The sequence below is a fragment of the Pseudodonghicola flavimaris genome (genome assembly GCF_030164425.1).
GTDB classification, from domain to species: domain Bacteria; phylum Pseudomonadota; class Alphaproteobacteria; order Rhodobacterales; family Rhodobacteraceae; genus Pseudodonghicola; species Pseudodonghicola flavimaris.
In genome coordinates, this window is the sequence record NZ_JASNJD010000003.1 from 287491 (window position 1) to 312541 (window position 25051).

General features: G+C 67.3%; 24 protein-coding genes. 10 read left to right on the top strand and 14 right to left on the bottom strand.

What is annotated here, in order from left to right:
• Positions 1–63 precede the first annotated feature (63 nt).
• Complete coding sequence (gene truA / locus QO033_RS05890) at positions 64–834, top strand: tRNA pseudouridine(38-40) synthase TruA (RefSeq protein ID WP_284480015.1); 771 nt, start codon at positions 64–66, stop codon at positions 832–834.
• Between the two features lie 42 nt (positions 835–876).
• Here truA and QO033_RS05895 read toward each other — a convergent pair whose 3' ends face one another.
• From QO033_RS05895 to QO033_RS05940, 10 genes are all read right to left on the bottom strand, one after another.
• A complete protein-coding gene (locus QO033_RS05895) occupies positions 877–1194 on the bottom strand; it encodes a cupin domain-containing protein (protein WP_284480016.1) in 318 nt (105 codons plus the stop codon).
• Between the two features lie 96 nt (positions 1195–1290).
• A complete protein-coding gene (locus QO033_RS05900; RefSeq protein ID WP_284480017.1) occupies positions 1291–2871 on the bottom strand; it encodes an acyl-CoA dehydrogenase family protein in 1581 nt (526 codons plus the stop codon).
• 106 nt (positions 2872–2977) lie between these two features.
• Positions 2978–3850: an amidohydrolase family protein gene (locus tag QO033_RS05905; protein WP_284480018.1), complete on the bottom strand. Its 873-nt coding sequence runs from the start codon at positions 3848–3850 to the stop codon at positions 2978–2980.
• Positions 3851–3984: 134 nt separating this feature from the next.
• Complete coding sequence (locus tag QO033_RS05910; RefSeq protein ID WP_284480019.1) at positions 3985–5799, bottom strand: feruloyl-CoA synthase; 1815 nt, start codon at positions 5797–5799, stop codon at positions 3985–3987.
• 3 nt (positions 5800–5802) lie between these two features.
• Positions 5803–6312, bottom strand: coding sequence for a MarR family winged helix-turn-helix transcriptional regulator (locus tag QO033_RS05915; protein ID WP_284480020.1), 510 nt, complete (start codon positions 6310–6312; stop codon positions 5803–5805).
• Positions 6309–7085, bottom strand: coding sequence for a crotonase/enoyl-CoA hydratase family protein (locus QO033_RS05920; RefSeq protein ID WP_284480021.1), 777 nt, complete (start codon positions 7083–7085; stop codon positions 6309–6311). Before QO033_RS05920 ends, QO033_RS05915 begins: the two co-directional genes overlap by 4 nt.
• A gap of 209 nt (positions 7086–7294) precedes the next feature.
• On the bottom strand, positions 7295–7990 hold the full coding sequence (locus QO033_RS05925) for a fumarylacetoacetate hydrolase family protein (protein ID WP_284480022.1): 696 nt from the start codon (positions 7988–7990) through the stop codon (positions 7295–7297).
• A 176-nt stretch (positions 7991–8166) separates the two neighbouring features.
• A complete protein-coding gene (gene aroQ / locus QO033_RS05930; RefSeq protein ID WP_284480023.1) occupies positions 8167–8607 on the bottom strand; it encodes a type II 3-dehydroquinate dehydratase in 441 nt (146 codons plus the stop codon).
• A 213-nt stretch (positions 8608–8820) separates the two neighbouring features.
• The gene (locus tag QO033_RS05935; RefSeq protein WP_284480024.1) at positions 8821–9978 is read right to left on the bottom strand and encodes an acyl-CoA dehydrogenase family protein; all 1158 of its coding nucleotides are present in this window, start codon (positions 9976–9978) and stop codon (positions 8821–8823) included.
• Between the two features lie 100 nt (positions 9979–10078).
• Positions 10079–10726, bottom strand: coding sequence for a TetR/AcrR family transcriptional regulator (locus QO033_RS05940; protein ID WP_284480025.1), 648 nt, complete (start codon positions 10724–10726; stop codon positions 10079–10081).
• Between the two features lie 85 nt (positions 10727–10811).
• Here QO033_RS05940 and QO033_RS05945 point away from each other — a divergent pair, with 85 nt between their 5' ends.
• The 5 genes from QO033_RS05945 to QO033_RS05965 are packed head-to-tail and all read left to right on the top strand — an operon-like array spanning position 10812 to position 15691.
• On the top strand, positions 10812–12122 hold the full coding sequence (locus tag QO033_RS05945) for a flavin-containing monooxygenase (RefSeq protein ID WP_284480026.1): 1311 nt from the start codon (positions 10812–10814) through the stop codon (positions 12120–12122).
• Positions 12119–13021 carry a bile acid:sodium symporter family protein gene (locus QO033_RS05950; protein WP_284480027.1) on the top strand — a complete coding sequence of 301 codons (903 nt, stop codon included), beginning with the start codon at positions 12119–12121 and terminating at the stop codon, positions 13019–13021. Before QO033_RS05945 ends, QO033_RS05950 begins: the two co-directional genes overlap by 4 nt.
• Positions 13018–13956 carry an SDR family oxidoreductase gene (locus tag QO033_RS05955; RefSeq protein WP_284480028.1) on the top strand — a complete coding sequence of 313 codons (939 nt, stop codon included), beginning with the start codon at positions 13018–13020 and terminating at the stop codon, positions 13954–13956. The genes QO033_RS05950 and QO033_RS05955 overlap by 4 nt, the downstream gene beginning before the upstream one ends.
• The gene (locus QO033_RS05960) at positions 13953–14714 is read left to right on the top strand and encodes an SDR family NAD(P)-dependent oxidoreductase (RefSeq protein WP_284480029.1); all 762 of its coding nucleotides are present in this window, start codon (positions 13953–13955) and stop codon (positions 14712–14714) included. Before QO033_RS05955 ends, QO033_RS05960 begins: the two co-directional genes overlap by 4 nt.
• A complete protein-coding gene (locus QO033_RS05965; RefSeq protein ID WP_407682096.1) occupies positions 14711–15691 on the top strand; it encodes an NAD(P)-dependent oxidoreductase in 981 nt (326 codons plus the stop codon). Before QO033_RS05960 ends, QO033_RS05965 begins: the two co-directional genes overlap by 4 nt.
• Before the next feature lie 200 nt (positions 15692–15891).
• Here the strand turns inward: QO033_RS05965 and QO033_RS05970 are convergent, their stop codons facing one another.
• The 4 genes from QO033_RS05970 to QO033_RS05985 all read right to left on the bottom strand — a co-directional run bounded on the left by QO033_RS05970 (position 15892) and on the right by QO033_RS05985 (position 20527).
• On the bottom strand, positions 15892–19101 hold the full coding sequence (locus tag QO033_RS05970; protein WP_284480031.1) for an efflux RND transporter permease subunit: 3210 nt from the start codon (positions 19099–19101) through the stop codon (positions 15892–15894).
• Positions 19094–20074 carry an efflux RND transporter periplasmic adaptor subunit gene (locus QO033_RS05975; protein ID WP_284480032.1) on the bottom strand — a complete coding sequence of 327 codons (981 nt, stop codon included), beginning with the start codon at positions 20072–20074 and terminating at the stop codon, positions 19094–19096. Before QO033_RS05975 ends, QO033_RS05970 begins: the two co-directional genes overlap by 8 nt.
• 130 nt (positions 20075–20204) lie before the next feature.
• Positions 20205–20372, bottom strand: a complete 168-nt coding sequence (gene hemP / locus QO033_RS05980; RefSeq protein ID WP_284480033.1) for a hemin uptake protein HemP — start codon at positions 20370–20372, stop codon at positions 20205–20207.
• Positions 20369–20527 carry a hypothetical protein gene (locus tag QO033_RS05985; RefSeq protein WP_284480034.1) on the bottom strand — a complete coding sequence of 53 codons (159 nt, stop codon included), beginning with the start codon at positions 20525–20527 and terminating at the stop codon, positions 20369–20371. The genes hemP and QO033_RS05985 overlap by 4 nt, the downstream gene beginning before the upstream one ends.
• 289 nt (positions 20528–20816) lie before the next feature.
• Here QO033_RS05985 and QO033_RS05990 point away from each other — a divergent pair, with 289 nt between their 5' ends.
• The 4 genes from QO033_RS05990 (at position 20817) to QO033_RS06005 (ending at position 25040) form a co-directional block, all read left to right on the top strand.
• A complete protein-coding gene (locus tag QO033_RS05990) occupies positions 20817–21770 on the top strand; it encodes a class 1 fructose-bisphosphatase (RefSeq protein WP_407682097.1) in 954 nt (317 codons plus the stop codon).
• 171 nt (positions 21771–21941) lie between these two features.
• A complete protein-coding gene (locus QO033_RS05995; RefSeq protein ID WP_284480035.1) occupies positions 21942–22868 on the top strand; it encodes an MBL fold metallo-hydrolase in 927 nt (308 codons plus the stop codon).
• Between the two features lie 21 nt (positions 22869–22889).
• On the top strand, positions 22890–23537 hold the full coding sequence (gene gph, locus QO033_RS06000; RefSeq protein ID WP_284480036.1) for a phosphoglycolate phosphatase: 648 nt from the start codon (positions 22890–22892) through the stop codon (positions 23535–23537).
• Between the two features lie 294 nt (positions 23538–23831).
• Entirely contained in the window at positions 23832–25040 is a 1209-nt protein-coding gene (locus tag QO033_RS06005) for an acetyl-CoA C-acetyltransferase (protein ID WP_284480037.1), read from the top strand.
• Positions 25041–25051: the final 11 nt, after the last annotated feature.

The window sequence follows — 25051 nt, forward strand, 5'->3', positions numbered from 1 at the left end:
ACGGCGGCGGCCGGGGCCAAGCGGCTCTTGCCCGCGGGCCTGCGCCGCGCTACTGCCCGGGCCATGCCACGCTATGCTTTGAAAGTCGAATATCAGGGGGCGCCCTTTGCCGGCTGGCAAAGGCAGAAGCAGCAGCCCTCGGTTCAGGGCGCCATCGAAGAGGCGCTGGCCCGGCTGGAACCGGGGCCCCATACCATCGCCGCCGCCGGCCGCACCGATGCCGGCGTGCACGGGCTGGGACAGGTGGCCCATTGCGATCTGGTCAAGGACTGGGATCCCTTCCGGCTGTCGGAAGCGCTGAATTACCACCTCAAGCCGCAGCCGGTGGCCATCGTCGCCGCCGCCCGGGTCGATGACGACTGGCACGCGCGGTTTTCAGCGGTGGAGCGGCAGTATCTGTTCCGCATCCTGGTCCGCCGGGCGCCGGCGACGCATGACGCGGGCCAGGTCTGGCAGGTGTCGCATCCGCTCGACGTGGCGGCGATGCAGGCCGGCGCCGACATGTTGCTGGGGCGGCATGATTTCACCACCTTCCGCAGCTCGATCTGCCAGGCGGCGAGCCCGGTGAAGACGCTGGACGAACTGCGGGTGGAGGCGGTGGACGGCTTCTCCGGCCCGGAAATCCATTTCCACGTCCGCGCCCGGTCGTTTCTGCACAATCAGGTGCGCAGCTTCGTCGGCACACTGGAGCGGGTCGGCGCCGGCGCCTGGGCGCCCGCGGATGTGCGCAGCGCGCTCGAGGCCTGCGACCGCGCCGCCTGCGGCCCGGTCTGTCCGCCGCAGGGGCTCTATCTGGCGCGGGTCGGCTATCCCGCCGATCCCTTCGCCGTGTGACGCCGCACGCGCCCCGCGACCGGAGGCGCGGGGCCCACAGGATCACTCTGCCGCGCGTGGCGATTCCAGAAGCTCGATTTCGACGAAGGCGCATTCGAACTCATTGGGGTTGATCACGTCATGCTCCGCCCCGAGCGGTTTGAAATAGGGCACCCCGTTCTGCACCGGCGACTGGATCACCTCGCCCCCCGGCAGGTGGATTTCGAGAAACCCGTCGAACAGCGGCACCACGACATAGTCGTATTCATGCCGATGCCAGCCGGTGTTGGCACCGCGCGCCTTGAACCGCCATTCGGTGACCTTGACCCGTTCGTTTTCGATCATGACCGTGGCCAGGGCCGATCCGCCTTCAGAACACATGGGAAACCTCTCTGTTGTTTCCGCGGACCCTAGGGGCGGGCCAAGTCCTTCCATAGCGCCAGTTTTCCGGGCTCACACAGGCCAGTTGCCCAGCCGTCAGACCGACACGCCCAGGCAGGCGGCATGCGCCCGGGCGATACAGCGGCCGCGATCGGCCGCAGCCCGCGCCACCCGCATCAGCCGTTCCGGATCGGCATGGTGGCCGGCGCTGGAGAGAATCCGCGCCCAGATGCAGTCCAGCAGCACCAGCGCGGTCAGTTGCATGAAATCATGCGCCTGCGGCGTCGGGTCCGCCAGCCCGAGCAGATGCGCCCGCGCCCGCCGCCAGAGCGCCGGCAGCCCGTCCTGCGCCACCGCCTCTCCGGTCAGGAACCGGTCGAAGGCCTCGGCCTCCGCCCCGCCCAGCAGCCGGGTCGCCAGCATCCGCGCATGGATGCCGTTGGCCCCCTCGTAGATGGCGGTGATACGGGCATCGCGATAGGTCTGCTCCAGCCGGTATTCGCGCAGGTAGCCATAGCCGCCCAGCACCTGGGTGCCCAGTTCTGCCGCCCGCATGCCGCCCTCGGTGCACAGCACCTTGGCCACCGGCGTCAGGAATTCCACCAGCGCCGGATCCTCGCCCGCTTCCATCACCGCATAGGCCAGATGCACCACGCCGCGCCCGCCCAGCGCCAGCGCGTCGATCTCATCCAGCATCCGGCGCACATCGGCATGCTGGTCGAGCCGCGCCGACGCCCCGTCCGGCAGCCGGCCCTGGCTGCGCTCGGCGGCATAGCTGGCGGCGACGTCATGAGCCCGCGCCGCATGGGCCACTCCCTGCAGCGCCACATCGGCGCGGGCATGGTTCATCATCGTGAACATGGCGCGCAGCCCCTGCCCCTCCCTCCCGATCAGCTCGGCCTCCGCCCCGTCGAAGGCCAGCTGGCAGGTCGGCGAGGCATGCAGCCCCATCTTCTCCTCGATCCGGGTGACGGCGACGGCATTACGACTGCCGTCGGCACACTCCGACGAGCAGAGGAACAGCGACAACCCCCGAATGCCGTCGTCGGAGGTGCGGGCGAGGACCAGATGCAGGATGCGCGGGCTCATGTCCTGATCGCCGCCGGAGATGAAGATCTTCTCGCCGGTGATGCGCCAGACCGCGCCGTCCGGCTCTGCCCGGCAACGCACCCGCGCCAGATCCGAACCGGCCCCGGGTTCGGTCAGGCACATGGTCGCCAACGTCGCACCGGAGGCCAGGCCGGGCAGATGTCGGGCCTTCTGGTCTTCGGTGCCGAAGCGCTGGAGGGTGCGAATCGCGCCGGGCACCAGACCCGTCACCATCTGCAGCGCATGATTGGCGCCAGAAAAGATTTCCGAGGTGATCGCCAGCATCAGCGCCCCCATGCCCTGGCCGCCGGCCTCCTCCGGCGCGGTCAGCCCCGGCCAGCCCTGGTCGGCATAGGCGCGATAGGCCGCGGCGAAACCGTCGGGCATGCGCACCCGGCCGTTTTCCAGCCGGCAGCCCTGCAGATCGCCCGAGGCGTCGAGCGGCGCGATCTCACCCTCCGCGAAGGCGGCGAAATGCGCCCCGATCCCGGCCGCCATCTCTGCGTCCCAGCCGGGCAGCGCATCGACCCCGGCGACATGGGTCAGGCTGAAGAGGATATCGTCAAGCGGTGCGGCAAAGGGTTTCATCGGTCATCTCCTCCCAGGATGACCGGCCCAGACCCGCCCGCCGCCGGCGCGGCGGCGAGACAGTGCGGCAGGGGCCGGTCAGTATCGCGCAGGTCTCAGCCCGCGATCACATCAGCCCCAGAAGCCGGGCCGCGTTGTTCTTGATGATGTCTTCGCGCAGTTCGTCCTTGATGGCGATCTTCTCGAAATCCGCCAGCCAGCGTTCCGGCGTGATCATCGGCCAGTCCGAGCCGAACAGCACCTTCTTGCGCAGAATAGAGTTGCAGTAGCGCACCAGGATCGGCGGGAAGTACTTCGGCGACCAGCCGGAGAGGTCGATATAGACGTTCGGCTTGTGCTGGGCGACGCTGAGCGCCTCTTCCTGCCAGGGAAAGGACGGGTGGGCGAGGATGATCTTGAGATCGGGAAAATCCACCGCGACGTCGTCCATATACATCGGGTTGGAGTATTTCAGGCGCATGCCGTTGCCGCCAGGCATGCCGGAACCAACGCCGGTCTGGCCGGTGTGGAACAGCGCGATGCAGCCGTGTTCGGCCAGCACCTCGTAAAACGGGTAGGCCATGCGGTCATTGGGAAAGAACCCCTGCATGGTCGGGTGAAACTTGAACCCCTTGATGCCGTAATCCTCGATCAGCCGGCGCGCCTCGCGCACCGCCATCTTGCCCTTCCACGGGTCGATCGAGGCGAAGGGGATCAGCACGTCGCTGTTCGCTTTCACCAGCTCGATCACCTCGTCGTTGGAATAGCGGCGATAGCCGGTCTCGCGCTCCGCATCGACGGGAAAGATCACCGCGGCGATGTTCTGTTCGCGGAAATGCGCCGCGGTTTCGGGGATCGTCGGCGGGTGCTTCCAGGGCGCGCCGAAATAGCCGGCCATGGTAGACTGCAGGTCGTCATAGCCGTCGTCGGAATGACAGCCGCAGGGTTCCTCGGCATGGGTATGGATGTCGATGGCGCGGATTTTTGACAGGTCGATCATTTATGTCCTCGAAACATGGGAAAACATCGCGTGGCTCAGGTCGGTGCGGTCAGCGGAGCGCGCCCGGCCCAAGGACGGCGCCCGATCCGGGGCCGCTGGCCCCGGGGCAAGAGTGGCGCTTCGGCGGCTCACCCTCAGATCCGCGTCACACATGGATCCTCCGGCGCATAGAGCCGCTCCAGCAGATCCGCGCGGCGGCTCAGCACCTTGCGGAAGTTCAGGTTGCCCTTGGCGGTCATCTCGCCCTCGGGCATCGAAGGCGGCTCGGACAGCACCATCGCCCGTGCGATCCGGGACGAACTGCCGGAAACCGACAACGCCCGTTCCGCCAGGCAGCGGTGAATCTCCGACAGGAGCCTGGGATCGGTCACCGCGCCGTCGCGGTCGGCGGGATCGAAGCCCTCGCCCTCCAGCACCGCCATGTTGGGAAAGATCATCACCCCGATCTCGTCGCGGTCGGCACCGGTGATCACCACGTCCTGCGCCAAGGGCGCCAGACAGGCCAGCACGTCCAGCCGCAGCTGGCCGGCCCGCACCCAGGTGCCCGAGGTCAGTTTGAAATCCTCGGAAATCCGCCCCTCGAACTTCATGCCCTTGTTGGGATCCTCCGGCACCAGAAAGCTCATCGCGTCGCCGGTGATGAAGTACCCCTCGTCGTCGAAGGCCTCCGCCGTCTTCTCCGGCGCCCGGAAATAGCCCGGCATGATGTTCGGGCCCTTCACCCGCACCTCGTAGCGGCCGTCGTCCTCGGGCACCAGCTTTGCGGTCACCCCGGTCATCGGCACCCCGACCACGCCGGAGCGGTCGGTGGGCTCCTGCTGCAGCATGGTGGCCGGCGCGGTTTCCGTCAGCCCCCAGGAAGAGGTCATCAGCGGCACCGCGCCGCAGGTCTCCAGCGTCAGCTGCTCATAGCCCGCCCAGACTTCCTGCGGCAGCGAGGCGCCGGCATAGAACAGCATGTCGAGATCGCCCAGCACCGTCCTGCGCAGATCGCCATCGCACTTCAGCGCGTCGAGCAGCATGGAGAAGCCCACCGGCACGTTGAACAGCATGGTGCCGGAAATCATCCCGAGGTTTTCGACCGTGCGGTCGAACAGCCCCTTCACCGGCTTGCCGTCGTCGATATAGAGCGAGCCGCCATTGGCCAGCATCATGTTGAAGTTATGCGAGCCACCAAACACATGGTTCCATGGCAACCAGTCGACGATGCGCGGCGGCCGCTGGCGCAGGAACGGCAGGGAATCGGCGATCATCGCCTGATTGGCGCACATCATCCGGTGGGTGGTCATCACCCCCTTGGGGCTGGAGGTGGAACCGGAGGTCATCAGGATCTTGACGACGCTCTCAGGGGTAAGCGCGGCGAAGGCGGCATCGACATCGGCGCTGCCATCGCCCTTCAGCAGATCGGAGAACGGCGTCGCGCCAGAGCTGCCCGGCCGGCTCGCCACCACCTCGACCCCGTCGAAGACGTCCAGTGCCAGCGCCTCGGCATAGTGGTCGGCATCGACGGTATAGGCCATCGCCGGGCCGATCAGTTCCATCGCGTGGCGCAGCCGGCCGTGGGCACCGTGGATCAGCGAATACTGCTCGGCCAGCGGCACCACCGGGATGCCGGCATACTGCCCCGCCAGCGCCAGTAGACCGTGATCGACGCCATTGCCCGACAACACCATGATCGGCGTCTCCGGCCCCATGCCGCGGCCCAGCAGCGCAGCGGCGAGGGCGCGCACCTGCTGCAGTGTTTCCAGATAGGTCAGTTCCCGCCAGCCGGCGCCGTGACGCTCGGCCAGAAACACGCGGTCGGGGGCCTCCTCAGCCCAGCGATGCAGCCAGTCGCCCGTCCGCTCGGCCACCGGCCCCAGATCGTACCCCGAGCGCAGCAGCACCGTGCCGTCCGCCCGTTCCTCCCGCAGCACATGATGCGGGCGATACCGCGACATGCAGTTCATGGTTCATCCTCCCTTCGAACCTCCCCCAGAGCTTTGCCGGATCAGGGACATCGCCCCGATCACCGCCAGCTTGGTCTCCTCCGTCATCCCGTTCAGGATACGTCTTTCGTGGCCGCGCACGGCCTCAAGCGCGCGGTCATACAGCCGCCGGCCCGCCAGTGTCGGGTTCAGCGCATAGGCGCGCCGGTCGGTCGGCACCCGGTCGCGGGTGATCAGATCGCGGCCCTCCAGCTCGTCGATGATCACCACCAGATTGGCCCGTTCGACATCCAGCGCCTCGGCCAGCTGCGACTGGCGCAGGCCCGGGTTATCGACGATCAGCACCAGCGCCGAATAGGTCACCATGCGCAGTCCCAGGGGCTTAAGTGCCTGGTTCAGATCGGCCTGCACCACGTTGAAGGCGCGCTTGATGTGATAGCCGATGAATTCGCGCAGCGTATCGTCGGACACCTGCTGGCCGGCCTCCGGAGCCGAAGTGGCGGCGTCGCGCCTGGCTGCGGCCGGCCGTTTCACCGCCCCTGCCCGAAGCTGGGCGCGCGTTTTTCAAGAAACGCCGCCAGGCCTTCGACCGCGTCCGGGCTGGTCTGGGTCAGCGCGGCGCAGAGGCTTTCGGTAAACAGGCCACCGGCCTTGTCCATATCCTCGATCCGGCTGAGCGCATGGATCATCACGTAATTCGACAAGGGCGCGTTGCTGGCGATCTTGCGGGCCAGGTCCATCGCCATCGGCAGCGCCTCGCCCTCGCCCACCGAATAATGCGCGAGCCCCAGCGCAGTGCCGTCCTCAGCGTTGTACTTGCGGCCCGTCAGCATCATCTCGACCATCCGGTCGGCGCCGAGGATACGGCCCACCCGCACGCTGGCGCCGCCACCGACATAGATGCCGCGCCGCCCCTCGGGCAGTTGGAAGATGGTCGACGGCTCGGCGATCCGCACATGGGTCGAGGTCGCCAGCTCCAGTCCGCCGCCGATCACCGCGCCCATCATGGCGGAGACCACCGGCAGCCCACCGTATTGGATCTTGTCCATCACCCCGTGCCAGTTGCGCGAATGGCGCATGGTGCCCTCGGCGTCGCGCGCCACATGTTCGCTGAGATCGAGGCCCGAGCAGTAATGCCCGGCGGTGCCGGTCAGTACCGCCACCTTCACCTCCGCCGGCGGCTTGGAGAAGAAGGCGTCGATCTCCTCGAGAAGCTGATCGCACATGGCGTTGCGCTTCTCCGGACGGTCCATGGTCAGAACCGCGATATCGCCCTGAATGTCGATGCGAAGCATGGGGTTGGTCATGATGCGTCTTCCGGTCCTTCTGCGCCGCAATCGGCTGTATCTGATAATTGTTGTAATCAATAACTAATTTGCCACAGATTCGCAACGCTTCTGTGCGTCCCCCCGCACATGGCTGTGGCAGGGGCCCGGGACCGGCGCAGCAAAAGAAAACGGCCGGGACATCCCGGCCGTCGTAACGGTCCATGAGGTAAAGGCCGAAGCCCGCCGGGTTATTCGGCCGGCCCGATGCGCAGCGCGATAGGGGCGAGCCCGTCGATGCCGCCGGTGATCTCATCGCCCGCGACCACCGGGCCGACCCCTGCCGGCGTGCCGGTCATGATCAGATCGCCCGGCACCAGGTGATAAAATTTCGACAGATGCGCGACGATTTCGGCCACGTTCCAGACCATTTCCTCCAGCGTCGCGTCCTGCTTGACCTCGCCGTTGACCTCCAGATGAATCCGCTGGCCTGCGGGCTGCCAGTCGGTGGCCCGGGTCAGTGGTGCAATCACCGCGCCATTCTCAATGTCCTTGCCCAGATCCCAGGGCCGGCGATGGTCCTTGCCATCCTGCTGACGGTCGCGCCGGGTCATGTCGAGGCCGCAGCCATAGGCGTAGATCGCCGCCTGCGCCGCGCTCTCATCGGCCTGGAACACCGGCGCGCCCAGCACCAGCGCCAGCTCCATCTCGTAATGGAAATTCTCGGTTCCCGGCGGATAGGGAATGGTCGTCCCGCTGGCCACATAGGCGCTCGACGATTTCATGAAATACCAGGGCGCCTCTCGGTCCACCTCGCCGCCCATCTCGGCGGCATGGGCGGCATAGTTGCGCCCGACGCAGAAGATACGGCCCACCGGATACTGCGCCGTCTCGCCCTGAACGGGAATGGTCTGGAGCTTCGGCGGTTCGAAGAGATAGTCGGTCATGTGGCGCGGTCCTCTTGATGTCCCGGTTGTCTGGCGCGGCCGGCGGCCGGCGTGGCCGCCCCCCCTCCAAGCCGCATATCGGCAAACGACGGGACGGGAAAGTGCCGCCCGCAGCAGCGACACCACCGGGCGCCGCCCCATCGCCCGGGCTGCCGGAAAGACAGGCAGGCGGGGCCTCAGCCCAGAAGCACCGCCATGCGCTGCACCGCCAGATCATAGCCCTGAATGCCGAAGCCCGCGATCACCCCCTCGGCCCGGGCAGAGACATAGGAGTGATGACGAAAGCTCTCGCGCTTGTGGACATTGGAGATGTGCACCTCCAGCACCGGGCCGTCGAAGGCGTTGAGCGCATCGAGAATTGCCACGGAGGTATGGGTATAGGCGGCCGGGTTGATGATGATACCCGCCGCCTCTGAGCGGGCGCGATGGATCATCTCGACGATCTCGCCCTCATGGTTCGACTGAAACAGCGCCGTGGCGAGCCCGAGGCCGGCGGCGCGCTCGGCACAAAGCCGTTCGACATCGGCCAGCGTTTCCGCCCCGTAGATCTCCGGCTCGCGCTGCCCCAGGAGATTGAGGTTGGGACCATTGAGAATATGGATCATCGGGGCGGTCATCGGGCGGTCCTGCGGTGGGTGATTTGCTGCCACCCTAAGCCGCAACGGCGCCGACGGGAACCGGTTTTCCACCACTACCCGGCACCACCGGCCCGGCGCCGGGCAGCGATTGAGGCCCAAGGGATTGAGGGGCCAGCCCCTCAAACTCCCCGGGATATTTGGACCAGATCGAAGGGGCCCCGATTCGCATCGGATGCCCGTAGAGGCGCTGCGTCAGATATCGAGCGACCGCGCGATCAGTTCCTTCATGATCTCGTTGGTGCCGCCGTAGATCATCTGCACCCGGCTGTCGCCGTAGAGCCGGGCGATGGGATATTCCATCATGAAGCCATAGCCCCCGAACAGCTGCAGGCATTCGTGCACCACCTCGTTCTGGGTCTGACTGCCCCAGTATTTCGCCATCGAGGCGGTGGCGGCGTCGAGTTCCCCGGCCTCGAGCCGGGTGATGCAATCGTTGACGAAGCTGCGCAGCAGTTCCGCCTTGGTCTTGGCCTCGGCCAGCTTGAAGCGGGTGTTCTGGAAATCCATCACCCGGCTGCCGAAGGCCTTGCGCTCCTGCACGTATTTCACCGTCTCGGCGATGGCGAAATCGATGGTGCCGAGCGCGGTCAGCGCGATCAGCAGCCGTTCCCAGGGCAGTTGCCGCATCAGCTGATAGAACCCCTGGCCCTCTTCGCCGCCCAGCAGGTTGGTCATCGGCACCTTGACGTCCTCGAAGAACAGCTCGGCGGTGTCGTTGGCCTTCATGCCCAGCTTCTTGAGGTTGCGGCCGCGGCGGAAGCCCTCGGCTCCCTCGGTCTCCAGCGCGATCAGCGACACGCCCTTGGCGCCCGCGGTCTTGTCGGTCTTGGCGACGACGATGATCAGATCGGCGGTATGGCCATTGGTGATGAAGGTCTTCGACCCGTTCAGCCGATAGGAATTGCCATCCTTCTCGGCGGTGGTGCGCACCGCCTGCAGATCCGATCCGGTGCCGGGTTCGGTCATGGCGATGGCGCCGACCATCTCGCCGGTGACGAGCTTGGGCAGCCAGCGCTGTTTCTGCTCCTCGGTGGCGAAGGCGACGAGATAGTGCATCACGATCGACTGGATCGAGAAGCCCCAGCCGCAATCGCCGCGCGCGCCCTGTTCATAGACGGTGATCGCGTCGAAGCCGATGCCGCCGCCGGCGCCGCCGAAGTCCTCGGAGATCGCGCCCGACATGATGCCGGCCTCGCCGGCCCTGGTCCAGAAATCGCGGTCGACCATGCCCTGATCGACCCAGCGATCCATGTTCGGCACCAGTTCCGCGTCGTAGAATCTGCCGACCGCGTCGGCGAACATCCGGTGTTCTTCCTCGGCCCAGGCCGATGTCTTGGTGATCAGGCTCACGTCGCCTCCTCCCTCTGAAATCCTCCGTCGGCGGGATGCTAAGCGGCAGGCGGGCAAAGGCAATCGGCCACCTGACGTCCACCGCGCTCGTGCCGCTGCGTCACATCGCTGCGGGGGCGAGCGTGGCCTCGATCCCGGCGACGCAGAAATCCAGCAGATCGCCGGCCTCCGCTCCGCCTTCGGCCAGCCCCAGCGCCCCCACCCGCCAGCCGGAGGTCAGATGCGCCAGCATCGCCGCCACCGCGTAGACGAAGCCCGCCGCCACCCGGCGCGGATCCGCCCCGGGGCTGAGCGCGGCGAGCTCGGCGATGAACCGGCGCGCGGTGGGATCGAACCAGTCCGCCGCCAGATCGCGCCAGCGCGGATCGGCCGAGACATGTGCGACCAGCCGGGCATAGGCCAGCCATTGCGGCCCGCCGGAACCCGCCATGTGGATATAGGGGCCCATGAAGCAGTCCAGCAGATCGCGCGCCGTCAGCGGCCCGGCGGCGCGGCGGTTTTCAAGCGCATCGAGCCTGAGCTGCGACAGCGTCTCCGCCCTTCGCGCGACGGTTCTGGCAAAAAGCGCCTCCTTGCTGCCGCCGTGATGATGCACCAGCCCGGCCTGGACCCCGGCGGCGGCGGCGATGTCGCGGATGCTGGCGCCATCGAATCCCCGTTCGGCGAACACCCGCTCCGCCGCGTCCAGAATCTTCTCCCGGGTCTGCAGGGAGCGCTGCGAGGGGGCTCTTTTACGTTGTTTTTCCAAGTCAATTCCCGGGGCTGCGAAAGCGTATTGCTTATTTTGGTCGATCGTTCAAAATAAGTCTAACATGGGAGGAGACATGACGGAAATGCGTAACAGGTTTGCCCTGATCGGGGCAGGACCGATGGGGCTTGCCATGGCCAAGGTTCTGGCAGAGCAGGGCATCGGGTTTCAGGGGTTCGAACTGCACAGGGATGTCGGCGGGCTGTGGGATATCAACGGGCCGAAGTCGACGATGTACGCATCGGCGCATCTGATCTCGTCGAAACGGATGACCGAGTTCACCGATTTCCCGATGCGGGACGAGGTGGCCGATTACCCCTCGCATCGTGAGCTGAAGGGGTATTTCCGGGACTTCGCCAGGGAATTCGACCTCTACCGCCATTACCGGTTCGGCACCGAGGTGATCCGCGTCGAACCGGTGGGCGGGTCGGGCGACGGCTGGCGCGTGGTCTGGCGCGATGCGGAGGGCGAGCAGGAGGAGATCTTCGCCGGCGTTCTGATCGCCAACGGCACCCTGTCGGAACCCAACATGCCGCAATTCAAGGGCGATTTCGCGGGGGAACTGATCCATTCCTCCGCCTATCGCACGGCCTCGCAATTCGACGGCAAGCGGGTGCTGATCGTCGGCGCCGGGAATTCCGGCTGCGACATCGCGGTGGATGCGATCCATCACGGGGCAAGCTGCGACCTGTCGATGCGGCGGGGATATTACTTCGTGCCGAAATACGTCTTCGGCAAGCCGGCGGACACCATGGGCGGCGCGATCAGGCTGCCGATGTGGCTGAAGCGGCGGATCGACGGGGTGATCCTGAAATGGTTCGTCGGCGACCCGCAACGCTACGGTTTTCCCAAGCCCGACTATCAGCTCTACGAAAGCCACCCGGTGGTGAATTCGCTGGTGCTGCATCATGCCGGCCACGGCGATATCCGCATTCGCCCCGATATCGACCGGTTCGAGGGCAACACGGTGCATTTCACCGATGGCAGCCGCGCGGACTATGACATGATCGTCGCCGCCACCGGGTACAAGCTGCATTACCCCTTCATCGACAAGGCGCTGCTGAACTGGCAGGGCGACGCGCCGCATCTCTACCTCAACTGCATGCACCCGACGCGTGACGATCTGTTCGTGCTGGGCATGGTCGAGGCCTCGGGGCTCGGCTGGCAGGGGCGGCACGAACAGGCCGAGATGGTGGCGCGCTATATCGCCGGGCTGCGCGCCGGTGGGGCCGCGGCCCAGGCGCTGCGGGCGGAAAAGGCCGGCGGGTTCGACCGCGCCACCGGCGGCATGGCCTATCTCAAGCTGCCGCGCATGGCATATTACGTCGACAAGGCGACCTACCGAAAGGCCGTGACCGGCTGGATCGCCCGGCTGGCCAAGGGACAGGCGGCATGAGCGGGATCGACGATATCACGCTGAATTTCAGTCCCGCCTCGCTGACCTTACTGAACGCCATTCTGGCGGTGGTGATGTTCTCCATCGCCATCGACCTCAAGCCCAGCGACTTCGACCGGCTGCGGCGGGCGCCGAAGCCGCTGATCGTCGGGCTGATGTCACAATTCCTGGTGCTGCCGGTGCTGACCTACGGGCTGGTGCTGGCGATGCAGCCCCGCCCGTCGATCGCGCTGGGGCTGATCCTGGTGGCGGCCTGCCCGGGCGGCAACATTTCCAACTTCATCACCCATCGGGCCGGCGGCAATACCGCGCTGTCGGTGTCGATGACCGCCTGCGCCACCGTGCTGGCGATCGTGCTCACGCCGCTGAACATCGCGCTTTGGGGCGGGCTTTACGCTCCGACCCGGGCAATCCTGCAGCAGACCCAGATCGACCCGCTGCAGGTGGCGGTGACGGTGGGGCTGATGCTGGTGCTGCCGCTGGTCCTCGGCATGCAGCTGAACCTCCGCCGGCCCGATCTGACCGCACGGCTGCACCGGCCGCTGCAGGGGCTGTCGATGGCGATCTTCTGCGGCTTCATCCTGATCGCGCTGATGTCGAACTGGAGCTTCTTTCTCGGCTATGCCGGGGCGGTGGCGGGTCTGGTGATCCTGCACAACGCCCTGGCATTGGGCGGCGGCTGGGTCATGGCCACTCTGACCCGGCTGTCGCCCTTCGATCGCCGTGCCATCACCATCGAGACCGGGATCCAGAACTCCGGCCTGGGCCTGGTGCTGATCTTCGCCTTCTTCGGCGGGCTCGGCGGCATGGCGGTGGTGGCGGCCTTCTGGGGCATCTGGCACGCGGTCTCCGGCCTCGGGCTGGCGGCCATCCTGTCCCAGAGGGAGGCGGCACGATGACCCGTATCCTGATCACCGGCGCCGGCGGCATGGTCGGCCGCACGCTGCTGGAGGAATTGGCGGCCACCGATCACGAGGTGATCGCCACCGATCTGGCCGCGCCGCCCGATCTGCCGGCCAATGCCCGCTTCGCCCGGATGGATGTGACCGGCGGCGATCCCGCCCGCGTCATCACGACCGAACGGCCCGAGGTGGTGGTGCATCTGGCCTCCATCGTCACGCCGCCGCCGGGGCTGGGGCGCGACTTTGCCTATCGCGTCGATGTCGACGGCAGCCGCCACGTGCTCGACGCCGCGCTTGCCGCCGGCACGCGGCGGCTTGTCGTCACCTCCTCCGGCGCCGCCTATGGCTATCACGCCGACAATCCAGCCTGGCTCAGCGAAAGCGATCCGCTGCGCGGCAACCGGGAATTCGCCTATGCCGATCACAAGCGGCAGGTGGAGGAGATGCTGGCAGAGGCGCGGCAGAGCCATCCCCAGCTAGAGCAGGTGGTGCTGCGCGTCGGCACCGTGCTGGGCGAAGGCACCGACAATCAGATCACCGCGCTCTTCCGCAGGCCGCGCCTGCTGGCGATCCGCGGCAGCGCCAGCCCCTTCGTCTTCATCTGGACCCGCGATCTGGCCCGCATCCTGCTGCGCGCGGCGACCGGGGGACCGGCGGGCATCTACAATGTCGCGGGCGACGGCGCACTGGACATGGCGGAGCTGGCGCGGCGGCTGGGCAAACCGCTGCTCACCCTGCCCGCCTGCGCGGTGAAGGCGGCCCTGGGCATCGCCCATCCGCTCGGGCTCAGCCGCTACGGGCCGGAGCAGGTGCGGTTCCTGCAATATCGCCCGGTGCTGGACAACAGCGCGTTGAAACGCGACTTCGGTTATATCCCCGCAAAGACCAGCGCCGAGACCTTCGCGGGCTGGCAGCGATGGGCCGGGCTATGAGGACGGCGGTGATTTCCGGGGGCGCCGGCGGGCTGGGCCGGGCGCTCTCCGCCGGGCTCCGGGCCGGGGGCTGGCGCGTCGCGCTTCTCGATCTGGAGGTCGCGGGGCTGGAGGAGACCGGCAACCAACTGCCGCTGGCCTGCGATCTGACCGATGCCGCCAGCCTCGCCGCCGCGATGGCGCGGCTGGCGGAGTGGTCCGGTAACTGCGTCGATCTGGCGGTCTATAACGCCGGGATCACCCAGATCGGCGCCTTCGCCGAGAGCGATGCCGCCAGCCACCGCCGGGTGTTCGAGATCAACTATTTCGCCGCAGTCGAGATGGCCCGCGCCCTGCTGGCCCCGGTGCGGGCGGCGGGCGGCACCCATCTGGCGATTTCCTCGGTGGCCGGCTTCTCGCCGCTCTATCACCGCACCGCCTATGCTGCCTCGAAACACGCGCTGGAGGGGTTCTTCGGTTCGCTCCGGTCGGAGGAGCGGACGCATGGCGTTCACGTGGCGATTGCCGCGCCGTCCTTTGTCGCCACCAATATCGGCAACGACCAGCGTCAGGCCGACGGGATCGCACGGCCTGGCTCCGCCGGCGACGGGATGGACTACATGACCCCCGATCAGGCGGCGGCGGAGATCCTGCGCGGTCTGGCCCGGCGCCGGCCCTTCATCCCGGTCGGCCGCGTCGCCCGGCTCAGCTGGCGGCTGAACCGGCTGTCGCCGCGCCTGTTTCAACGGCTGATGGAGCGCTCCATCTCCGGCCACTGAGGCCGGCACCACCCGGGGCTTTGCCCCGGCCCCGTGTTGCCGCTAGGGTCGCGACGGAACGAATGCGCGCCGGACCACGATGGCACCGGGCGACAGACCGAAAGGACGAAGAGATGGCGAAAGTTGCGTTTCTGGGGCTGGGGGTGATGGGCTACCCGATGGCCGGGCATCTGGCGAAGGCGGGGCATGAGGTGACGGTCTACAACCGGACCGCCGCCAAGGCCGAGGCCTGGGTCAAGGAGTATGGCGGGGCCGCCGCCGCCACCCCGGCAGAGGCCGCCGCCGGCGCCGATTTCGTGATGGCCTGCGTCGGTAACGACGACGATCTGCGGCAGGTCTGCATGGGCGAGACCGGCGCCTTCGCCGGCATGACGCCCGGCGCGCTTTTCGTCGATCACACCACGGTGTCGGCCAAGGTCACCGCCGAGATGTACGCCGCAGCAAAGGCCGCTGGCCTGGACTTTGTCGACGCGCCGGTCTCCGGCGGGCAGGCCGGCGCCCAGAACGGGGTGCTTTCGATCATGTGCGGCGGCGATCAGCCCGCCTATGAAGCGGCGGAGCCGGTGATGCAGGCCTATGGCAAGTCGATCAAGCGGCTGGGCGACAGCGGTGCCGGACAGCTGACCAAGATGGTCAACCAGATCTGCATCGCCGGGCTGGTGCAGGCGCTGAGCGAGGGGCTGGCCTTTGCCGAGAAGGCCGGGCTCGACGGGCGCGCGGTGGTCGAGGTGATCGCCGGTGGGGCCGCCGGATCATGGCAGATGGTCAATCGCCATGGCACCATGATCGACGGTGCGTTCGACCACGGCTTCGCCATCGACTGGATGCGCAAGGATCTGGGGATTTGCCTTGCCACCGGCAACGAGATCGGCGCCAGCCTGCCGGTGACCGCGCTGGTCGATCAGTTCTACAAGGACGTGCAGAACATGGGCGGCGCGCGCTGGGATACCTCGGCGCTGATCAAGCGGCTGCGCTGAGCGTCATCTTCCTGTCCCGACTGCGCCTGCGGCGCTGGCCGCCGGCGGGGATATTTGGGGCCAGAAAAGGACGGGCAAGAATGGTACGGCGGACCGTTTCAGCCCGCTCCGGACGGAACCCCGGGGCCACGAAAAGCTGCGATAAAACGAAAACGCCCGGGGAAATCCCCGGGCGTTTCGCGTTCCTGTCGCGCGCGACCTCAGGTCTTGAAGACTCGGTAGATCGCCGGGATCACCAGCACCGTCAGCAGGGTCGATGTCAGCAGACCGAACAGGAGCGAAATCGCCAGCCCCTGAAAGATCGGATCGGCCAGGATCACCACCGCGCCGATCATCGCCGCCACCGCCGTCAGCAGGATCGGCTTGAAGCGAATCGAGCCGGCCAGCAGCAGGGTTTCCACCAGCGGCGTCTCGGGTCGGCCTTCGTGGCGGATGAAGTCCACCAGCAGGATGGAGTTTCGCACGATGATCCCGGCCAGCGCGATGAAGCCGATCATCGAGGGCGCCGAGAACGGCGCGTTGAACAGCCAGTGGCCGCCGATGATTCCGAGGAAAGTCAGGGGAATCGGCGTCAGGATCACCAGCGGCAGCCGGAACGAGCCGAATTGCGCCACCACCAGGATGTAAATCCCCACCAGCGCGACGCCGAAGGCTGCCCCCATGTCGCGGAAGGTCACCCAGGTCACCTCCCACTCGCCGTCCCAGAGCAGCGTCACATGGCTTTCGTCCTCGGGCTGGCCATGCAACGAGATCACCGGCTTGGTGCCCTCGGGCCAGTCCATCTTCTCGATCCGGTCGGCGACGGCGATCATGCCGTAAAGCGGCGCCTCGAACTGGCCCGCCAGCTCGCCCTGCACCATCTCTGCCGTCCGGCCATTGTGGCGGAAGATCGGATAGGACACTTTCTCCTCGCGGAGGTCGATCACATCGCCCAGCTCGACGACGCCGCGCGCCTCATCCTCCAGCGCGGCGGGGATCGGCGTGGTCAGGAAGCTCTCGTCGATCCGCTTCTGCGATTTGTCCCGCTCCACCACGATGGGGATCGGCCGGCGCCCCTCGCCGCGATGGGAATAACCCACCGTGGTGCCGCCGTTGAGGATCTGGATGGTCGAGAAGACATCGCCCTCCTCCACCCCGAAGAACTCCAGCTGGTCGGTTGAAACGGTGGCGCGCAGCCGCCGGCTCTGGGTGCCGAAGCTGTCGTCGACATCGACCACATAGGGCACGTCCTCGAACGCCTTGCGGATCAGCCGCGCCGCCTCGCGCCGGACCTCCGGATCGGGGCCGTAGACCTCGGCCAGCAGGGTGGCGATCACCGGCGGGCCGGGGGGCGGCTCCACCGTCTTCAGCACCGTGCCCTCCGGCACCGCGACCCTGGCGATCCGCTCGCGGATATCCAGCGCGATCTCGTGGCTGGTACGGTCCCGCTCGCCCTTGGGCGTCAGGTTGACCTGCAGATCGCCCTGCTCGGCACTGGCGCGCTGATAATAATGCCGCACCAGCCCGTTGAAGTTGAAGGGTGCCGCCGCCGCCGCATGGGTCTGGATCGACACCACCTCGGGCAGCTGCATGATCACCTGCGCCACGTCCTGGGCCACCGCATCGGTCGCCTCGACCGAAGACCCCTCGGGCAGGTCGATCATCACCGCCAGTTCCGACTTGTTGTCGAAGGGCAGCAGCTTCACCGTCACATGTTTGGTGTAGAACGCCGCCATCGAGCCGAAGCTGAGCCCGGCCGCGACCAGCAGGAACAGCCCGGACCGCCCCTTGGACTTCAGGATCGGCCGCGCGACCGCGGCATAGACCCGGCCCAGACGGCCGCCATGGCCGCCGCCCTCATGCGCGTGCAGGGGCGCCCGGCCGGCGATCTTCAGCATCAGCCAGGGCGTGATGATCACCGCCACGAAGAAGGAGAAGATCATCGCGGCGGAGGCATTCGCCGGGATCGGCGACATATAGGGCCCCATCATGCCGGAAACGAAGAGCATCGGCAGCAGCGCCGCCACCACCGTCAGGGTGGCGACGATGGTCGGGTTGCCGACCTCGGCCACCGCGCGGATCGCCTTTTCGGCACGGTCGCCCTTCTCCGGCAGGCCCCAGTGACGGGCGATATTCTCGATCACCACGATGGCGTCGTCGACCAGGATGCCAATGGAGAAGATCAGCGCGAAGAGCGAAACCCGGTTCAGCGTATAGCCCATGATCCAGGCGGCGAAGAGCGTCAGCAGGATGGTCACCGGGATGACGATGGCGACCACGATGCTTTCGCGCCAGCCGATGGCGAAGAACACCAGCGCCACGATCGACACCGTGGCGAGCCCGAGGTGAAACAGCAGCTCATTCGCCTTCTCGTTGGCGGTCTCGCCGTAATCGCGGGTCACCTCCACCGCGATATCCTCGGGGATCAGCGTTTCCTTCAGCAGGTCGACGCGATGCAGGATCTGTTCGGCCACCACCACCGCATTGGCACCGGCGCGCTTGGCCACCGCCAGCGTCACTGCCGGGGTGCGGCGCAGGCCGCCGTCGCCGTCGCGCGCGATGTTCGAGACGATCTTGTCCGACGTGTCGGGAACGAAGCTGATATCGGCCACGTCGCGCACATAGACCGGCCGGCCGTCGGTGGTGGTCAGCAGCAGATTGCCGATCTCGGCCGGGGCCTGCAGGGTCTCCCCCGCCACCAGCGGGATCTGCTGGCCCCGGTCGCGCACCGTGCCGGTGGAAAAGGCGTTGTTCGCCGCCTCGACCTTGTCGGCCAGCCCCTGCAGCGTCACCCCGAACAGTGCCAGCTTGTTCGGATCGGGGGCGATCCGGATCGCATCGGGGCTTTCGCCGACGATATAGGTCAGACCCACATCCTGGATCTTGGCCATTTCGACCTGAAGTTCGCGGGCCACCCGGGTCAGGTCATTCGCCGTGATCTCCTCCGCCCCCGGTTTCGGGGCCAGCGTCAGGGTCACGATGGCCACGTCGTCGATGCCACGCCCGACGATCAGCGGCTCGGCGATCCCCACCGGGATCTGATCCATGTTGGCGCGCACCTTGTCATGCACCCGTAGGATGGCGGAATCGGCATTGGTGCCGACCAGGAACCGCGCGGTGACCATGGCGTAATCGTCGGTCGAGGTGGAATAGACATGCTCCACCTCGCCGATGCCGCGTACGATGGTCTCCATCGGCTCGGTCACCAGTTTCGCCGCATCCTCGGCCCGGAGCCCGGGCGCCGCGATGTGGATATCCACCATCGGGACGGAGATCTGCGGCTCTTCCTCGCGCGGCAGGCTGATCAGGGCCACCAGCCCGACCATCAGCGCCGCCAGGATCATCAGCGGCGTCAGCGGCGAGCGGATGAACGTTCTGGTCAGGCCGCCGGCGATGCCCAGGCCCTTCTTGCCCTCGGAGGTCTCACTCATCGCCGGTCACCACCGTGTCGCCGACACTGATACCCGAGAGGATCTCGATCATCTCGGAACCATCGACCGTCACATGCTGGCCCGGCACCACGGCGCGGCGGATCACCGCCCCAGAGGCCGCGCGCACCGGCACGAAATCCAGCCCCATGCGTGTCTCCACCGCCACCGCCGGCACCAGCAACGCCTTGCGCGCACCGATCGGCAGGCTGACCAGTACCCGCGCGTTGACGAAATCGCTGTTCAGCCCCTCGACCTCGACATCGGCGATCACCCGGCCGGTCTGGATCTCGGGATAGACCTTGGCCAGTCGGCCCAGCCGTTCCTCGCCGGAGGTGCCGATGCGGATATCCATCCCCTCATGCAGGAAGGGGGCATGCCGTTCCGGCACCCCCAGCCGCAGGAAGAAGCCGCCGCCGCCGATCGAGGCGATGGTCTCGCCCGGCAACACCACGGTGCCGCGGGTCACCGGCACGTCCAGGACCTTGCCGGCGATCGGCGCCAGCACCGCGCCCTCGGCCGCCTGTTCCTCGATCACCCGTTTGTCGCCCACCGCAGCGGCGATCTGGTTTTCCAGAACGCTCACGTTGGTGCGCAGCGAATCGAGCTGCTGGCTGGTGATCACCCCGCGCTCTTGCAGGTTCTCACCGCGCGTCAGCTCGGTCCGGGCATTGTCCAGCTGCGAGCGCAGCGCGTCGATATTGCCCTGTGCCGCCTCCAGTTGCAGCGCCAGCTTGGGATCGTGAATGGTGGCGATCACCTGACCTTCGGTGACATCGCTGCCCTCGGTCACATCGATCGACACCAGCGTACCGCCCAACCGGGAACGCGCGTCGATCTGATCGCGCGCCTCGATCCGGCCGAAGACCGCCTTCCATTCGGTGATATCGCGCTGCTCAACGGTCAGCTCTGCCGCGTAACCTGCCGACGCGGTTGCCAGAACCGCCAGCGCAGACGCCAAGATAAACTTTCGCATCGCCACTCCTCACTGCCGTCGTGTCAGAAGACACAGATGCACAATGTGGAATGCTTTGCAATCCCGCCGCACCGGGACCGTGCCCTGCGTCTGGCGGGACGCAGATTGACCAAGTCCCGGCAAACGGGGGTTATTTCGTCAGGATCAGCTTGCCCGCGCGGGTGATCCGCAGGGTATAGATCTGATCGCCCAACGCGATATGGGCCAGGTTGCCGCCGCTGGTCAGGTCCTCGGCCCGGTGGGCGGGAATGGCTTGGCTCGGGGTACTGCGGAGGGGCTCGGTGCTGTGAATGGTCATCGCCAGATCCTCGTTTCGGACTCGATACGGTCGATCACGGCGTCCACGGACAGCCCGAGCCGGACACCGGCATCGGCGAGAATGGTCCAGAGGCTGTCCCCGGCAGGGGCAGCCGACCGGTCGCAGGGCCGCCGGGCATCGGTCGGACAGGACATGGGCGCGTTCCTAAGTGATTTTTGCGGCTGGCTGACCCGGGCGCCGGGTTGGCTGAGTGAACCCAATAACTGACTAAATCCGTCACCTATGTCAACCCAAGCGATTTTGTCAGGCAAAGATTCGCCTGAGTTTCACCCGCCCCGCCCGAACCGATGCCGGCAGCGCCACAAAACACCGCCAATCGCCGCCCCGTCCCGCTAATCGGCTTTTCGGCGGCGGCAAATCCCGCTAGGTCAAAGCCGCGCGTTTCAGCCATTCCCGAGAACGGAGGACCAGATCTTGACCGCCATGCCCAGCCTTATCGCCCCCGAAGGCACCGTTCCCGCCACGCTCGCCGCTCCGATGCAGGCCCTGGCCCGCGTCGCCGCCGATCTGGCCCTGACCATCGCCCGAGGCCCGCTGGGCGGCGGGTCGCTCGCGGCCGAGGTCGGCAACAACTCCGATGGCGACAACCAGAAGGCGCTGGACGTGATCGCCGACGAGGCCTTCGCCGCCGCGCTGCCCGGCACCGGCGTGCGCTGGTATGCCTCCGAAGAACAGGAAGAGGTGGTCGAGATCGACGCCGACGGCACCCTGGGCCTGGCCATCGACCCGCTCGACGGCTCCTCGAACATCGATGTGAACGTGTCGATCGGCACCATCTTCTCGATCCGCCCGGCCCAGCCCGATGCAGAGGACACCTTCCTGCGCCCGGGCCGCGAGCAGATCGCCGGCGGCTATATCGTCTACGGGCCGATGACCGCCATGGTCGTCACCTTCGGCGATGGCGTGCTGACCTTCGTTCTGGACCCCGAGGACCGGGTGTTCAAACCGGTCGACAGCCCCAAGCCGATCCCGGCGGCAACCAAGGAATTCGCCATCAACGCCTCCAACGCGCTGCGCTGGGAGGCCCCGGTTCAGGCCTATGTCACCGATTGCCAGAAGGGCGAGGCCGGACCGCTGGGCAAGACCTTCAACATGCGCTGGGTCGCCTCTCTGGTGGCCGAAACCCATCGCATCCTGTCGCGCGGCGGCATCTTCCTCTACCCCGGCGACAGCCGCAAAGGCTATGAGATGGGGCGCCTGCGCATGGTCTATGAATGCGCCCCGATCGCGATGCTGATCGAACAGGCCGGCGGCCGGGCCACCACCGGCCGGGCGCCGCTGCTGGACCAGGTGCCGGACAAGCTGCACGCCCGCACGCCGCTGGTGTTCGGCTCGACCGAAGAGGTCGACCGCGTCACCGCCTATCACCAGACCTGAGCCCGATCACGAGATCGGCGGCAAAGGGGGCCCGGGCGGCCCCCTTTTTTCGTGCCGGCCGATCGCGTCGCGGATCTTCGCCCCCCACCTGCCCCACACCGGTTTCGCGATTGCCATTCACACATGCGAATGCGACGATACCTTTCGGAGGACATGGAGAGGAGGAAGACCATGCAGATCACGCGACGGCGATTGCTGCAAACCGGTGGCGCCGGGCTGGCCCTGGCCGGCACCGGCGCCGGCCGGCTCTGGGCGGCGACCGAACTGAGCTTTGGCGGGGTGACGGTTCAGACCCTGTCGGACGGGCATCTGGTGCTGCCGGCAGATTTCATCTTCGGCCCGATGCCGGAGGCCGAGCTGGCACCGCTGCTGTCGGATTTCGGTCTGTCGGCGGATGCGCCGCTCAACGCGCCCTGCAACGTCACCCTGCTGCGGGACGGCGACCGCGTGGTGCTGTTCGATGCCGGCGCCGGCAATGCCTTTCAGCCCTCTGCCGGGGAACTTCTCGGCGCGCTCGACGCCGCCGGGCTGGCGCCCGAGGATATCACCCATGTCGTCTTCACCCATGGCCACCCCGATCACCTCTGGGGGGTGCTGGACGATTTCGACGATCCGCTGTTCGCCAATGCCACCCATCTGATGGGTCGGGCCGAATGGGCGTATTGGTACGACCCCGCCACCGTCGACAGCATCGGCAGCGCCCGCACCAGTTTCGCGGTCGGTGCCCGGCGCCGGCTGGAGGTTCTCGAGGATGCCATCACCTTCTTCGACGATGGCGCCGAAATCCTGCCCGGGGTCGCCGCCCGCGCCAGCTTCGGCCACACGCCCGGACATATGTCCTTTGAAATCCGCCGCGGCACCGAGGCGGTGATGGTCGTGGGCGATGCCATCGGCAACGGCCACCTCGCCTTTGCCCGCCCCGGCTGGCCCTCCGGCTCGGACCAGGACCAGACGCTTGCCGCGGCGACCCGTCTGGCGCTGCTCGATCAGCTGGCCTATGAACAGATGCGGCTGATCGGCTTCCACCTGCCCGCAGGGGGACTGGGCCGGGCGGAGAAAACCAGCGACGGCTATCGCTTCGTACCGGAGGCGGGCTGACGCGTCAGGAAAGGGGGCGGCATGGCCGCGATTGTCTTCGATCTCGACGGGACCCTGATCGACAGCGCCCCCGATATCCACGCCGCGCTCAATCAGGTGATGACCGAGGCCGGCGGCAGCCCCTTCGATCTGGCCACGGTGATCAGCTTCATCGGCGGCGGCGTGCCGCTGCTGGTGGAACGCGCGCTGCAGGCGCAGGGCCGGCCGATGGCGGAACACGCGACGCTGACCGCCCGGATGCTGCAGGTCTATGGCGCCGCCAGCGCCGTGCGTACCCGCCTCTATCCCGGCCTGCCCGAGACGCTGGAGACGCTGCGGGCCGCCGGCCACGCCCTCGGCATCTGCACCAACAAGCCCGAGGCACCGGCGCGCGACATCCTCGACGCCTTCGACCTGACCCGCTTTTTCCCGGTGATCATCGGCGGCGACACGCTGGCGGTGAAGAAACCCGATCCGGCGCCGCTTGAGGCCGCCTATGCCGCGCTGCCCGCCGGGCCGCGGATCTATGTCGGCGACAGCGAGACCGACGCCGAAACCGCCCGGCGCGCCGGGGTTCCCTTCCTGCTCTTCACCGAAGGCTATCGCAAATCGCCGGTGGAGGCGCTGCCGCACCGGGCGCGGTTCGACGATTACGCCGGGTTCCCAGCGCTGCTGGCCGGCGCGGCCTGACCTGCGGCGATCGCCCGGCTGACCCCACCGGCGCGCCCCGCGCCGTTGCGTCACCACCGCCGCCGCCCCGTTGACAGGTTTTCGGCTCGCCTGTTCAAATCCCGCCCAGCGAAGCGAGGGCCAGGCGCCCCCGGCGGAAGGGAGGCCGCCGCGATCCGCAGAGGTGCCGTGCGACCCGGTGCCCCTGCCCCGGCGCAGCCACATGCGCCCGTTCACGATATCCGTACATCACATCAGCGCCGCGCCCGCCCTGCCCAGAAGGCGCGCGGCCACGCCCGGAGGAGGGACCCCCGAATGACAGAAGCCGCCTATATCTACGACGCCATCCGCACCCCGCGGTCCAAGGGCAAGCCCGATGGCTCCCTGCATGAGGTCAAACCCATCGACCTCGTCACCACGCTGCTGTCCGAGATGCAGGACCGCCACGATCTCGACACCGCGCGGGTCGACGATGTGATGATGGGCTGCGTCACCCCGGTGATGGAACAGGGCGCGGTGCTGCCCAAGATCGCGCTGCAAAAGGCCGGCTGGGACGAATCGGTCCCCGGCGCCCAGGTGAACCGCTTCTGTGCCTCCGGTCTCGACACCTTCAACACCGCCGCCGCCAAGATCGCCTCCGGCTGGGAGGACATGGTCTGCGCCGGGGGTTATGAAAGCATGAGCCGCGTGCCGATGGGCGCCGATGGCGGCCCCTTTGCCGAGGATCCCGGCACCTCGTTCCAGACCGGGTTCGTGCCGCAGGGGATCGGCGCCGACCTGATCGCCACCCTCGGCGGCTGGAGCCGCGACGATGTCGACGCCTTCGCATTGGAAAGCCAGCGACGTGCCGCACAGGCCCGCGACGCCGGCTGGTTCGACCGCTCGGTCGTGCCGGTGCGCGACGAAAACGGCATCGCCATCCTGGAACGGGACGATTTCATCAAGCCCGATACCAACATGCAGAAGCTGGGCGGGCTGAAACCCTCCTTCGCGGTGCCCGGCGCCTTCGGTTTCGATGCGGTGGCGCTGGCGAAATACCCCGAGGTCGAGCGGATCGACCACGTCCACACCCCTGGCAATTCCTCCGGTATCGTCGACGGCGCCTCGCTGATCCTTCTGGGCAACGAACGCGCCGGCAAGGACCTGGGGCTGACGCCGCGCGGCCGGGTCGTCTCCATCGCGCTGACCGCGACGGAACCCACCATCATGCTGACCGGGCCGGGGCCGGCCTCGGAAAAGGCGCTGGCCAAGGCCGGGCTGACCATCGACGACATCGATCTGGTGGAAATCAACGAGGCCTTCGCCTCGGTCGCGCTCAGGCTGCAGCGCGATCTGAACGTGCCGGATGAAAAGCTGAACGTGGTCGGCGGCGCCATCGCCATGGGCCATCCGCTGGGCGCCACTGGCGGCTGCCTGGTTTCCACCATGCTGGACGAGCTGGAGCGGCGGAACCTGAAACGCGCGCTGATCTGCATGTGCGTCGGCGGCGGCATGGGCATCGCCAGCATCATCGAACGCGTCTGAGGGAGGGGAAC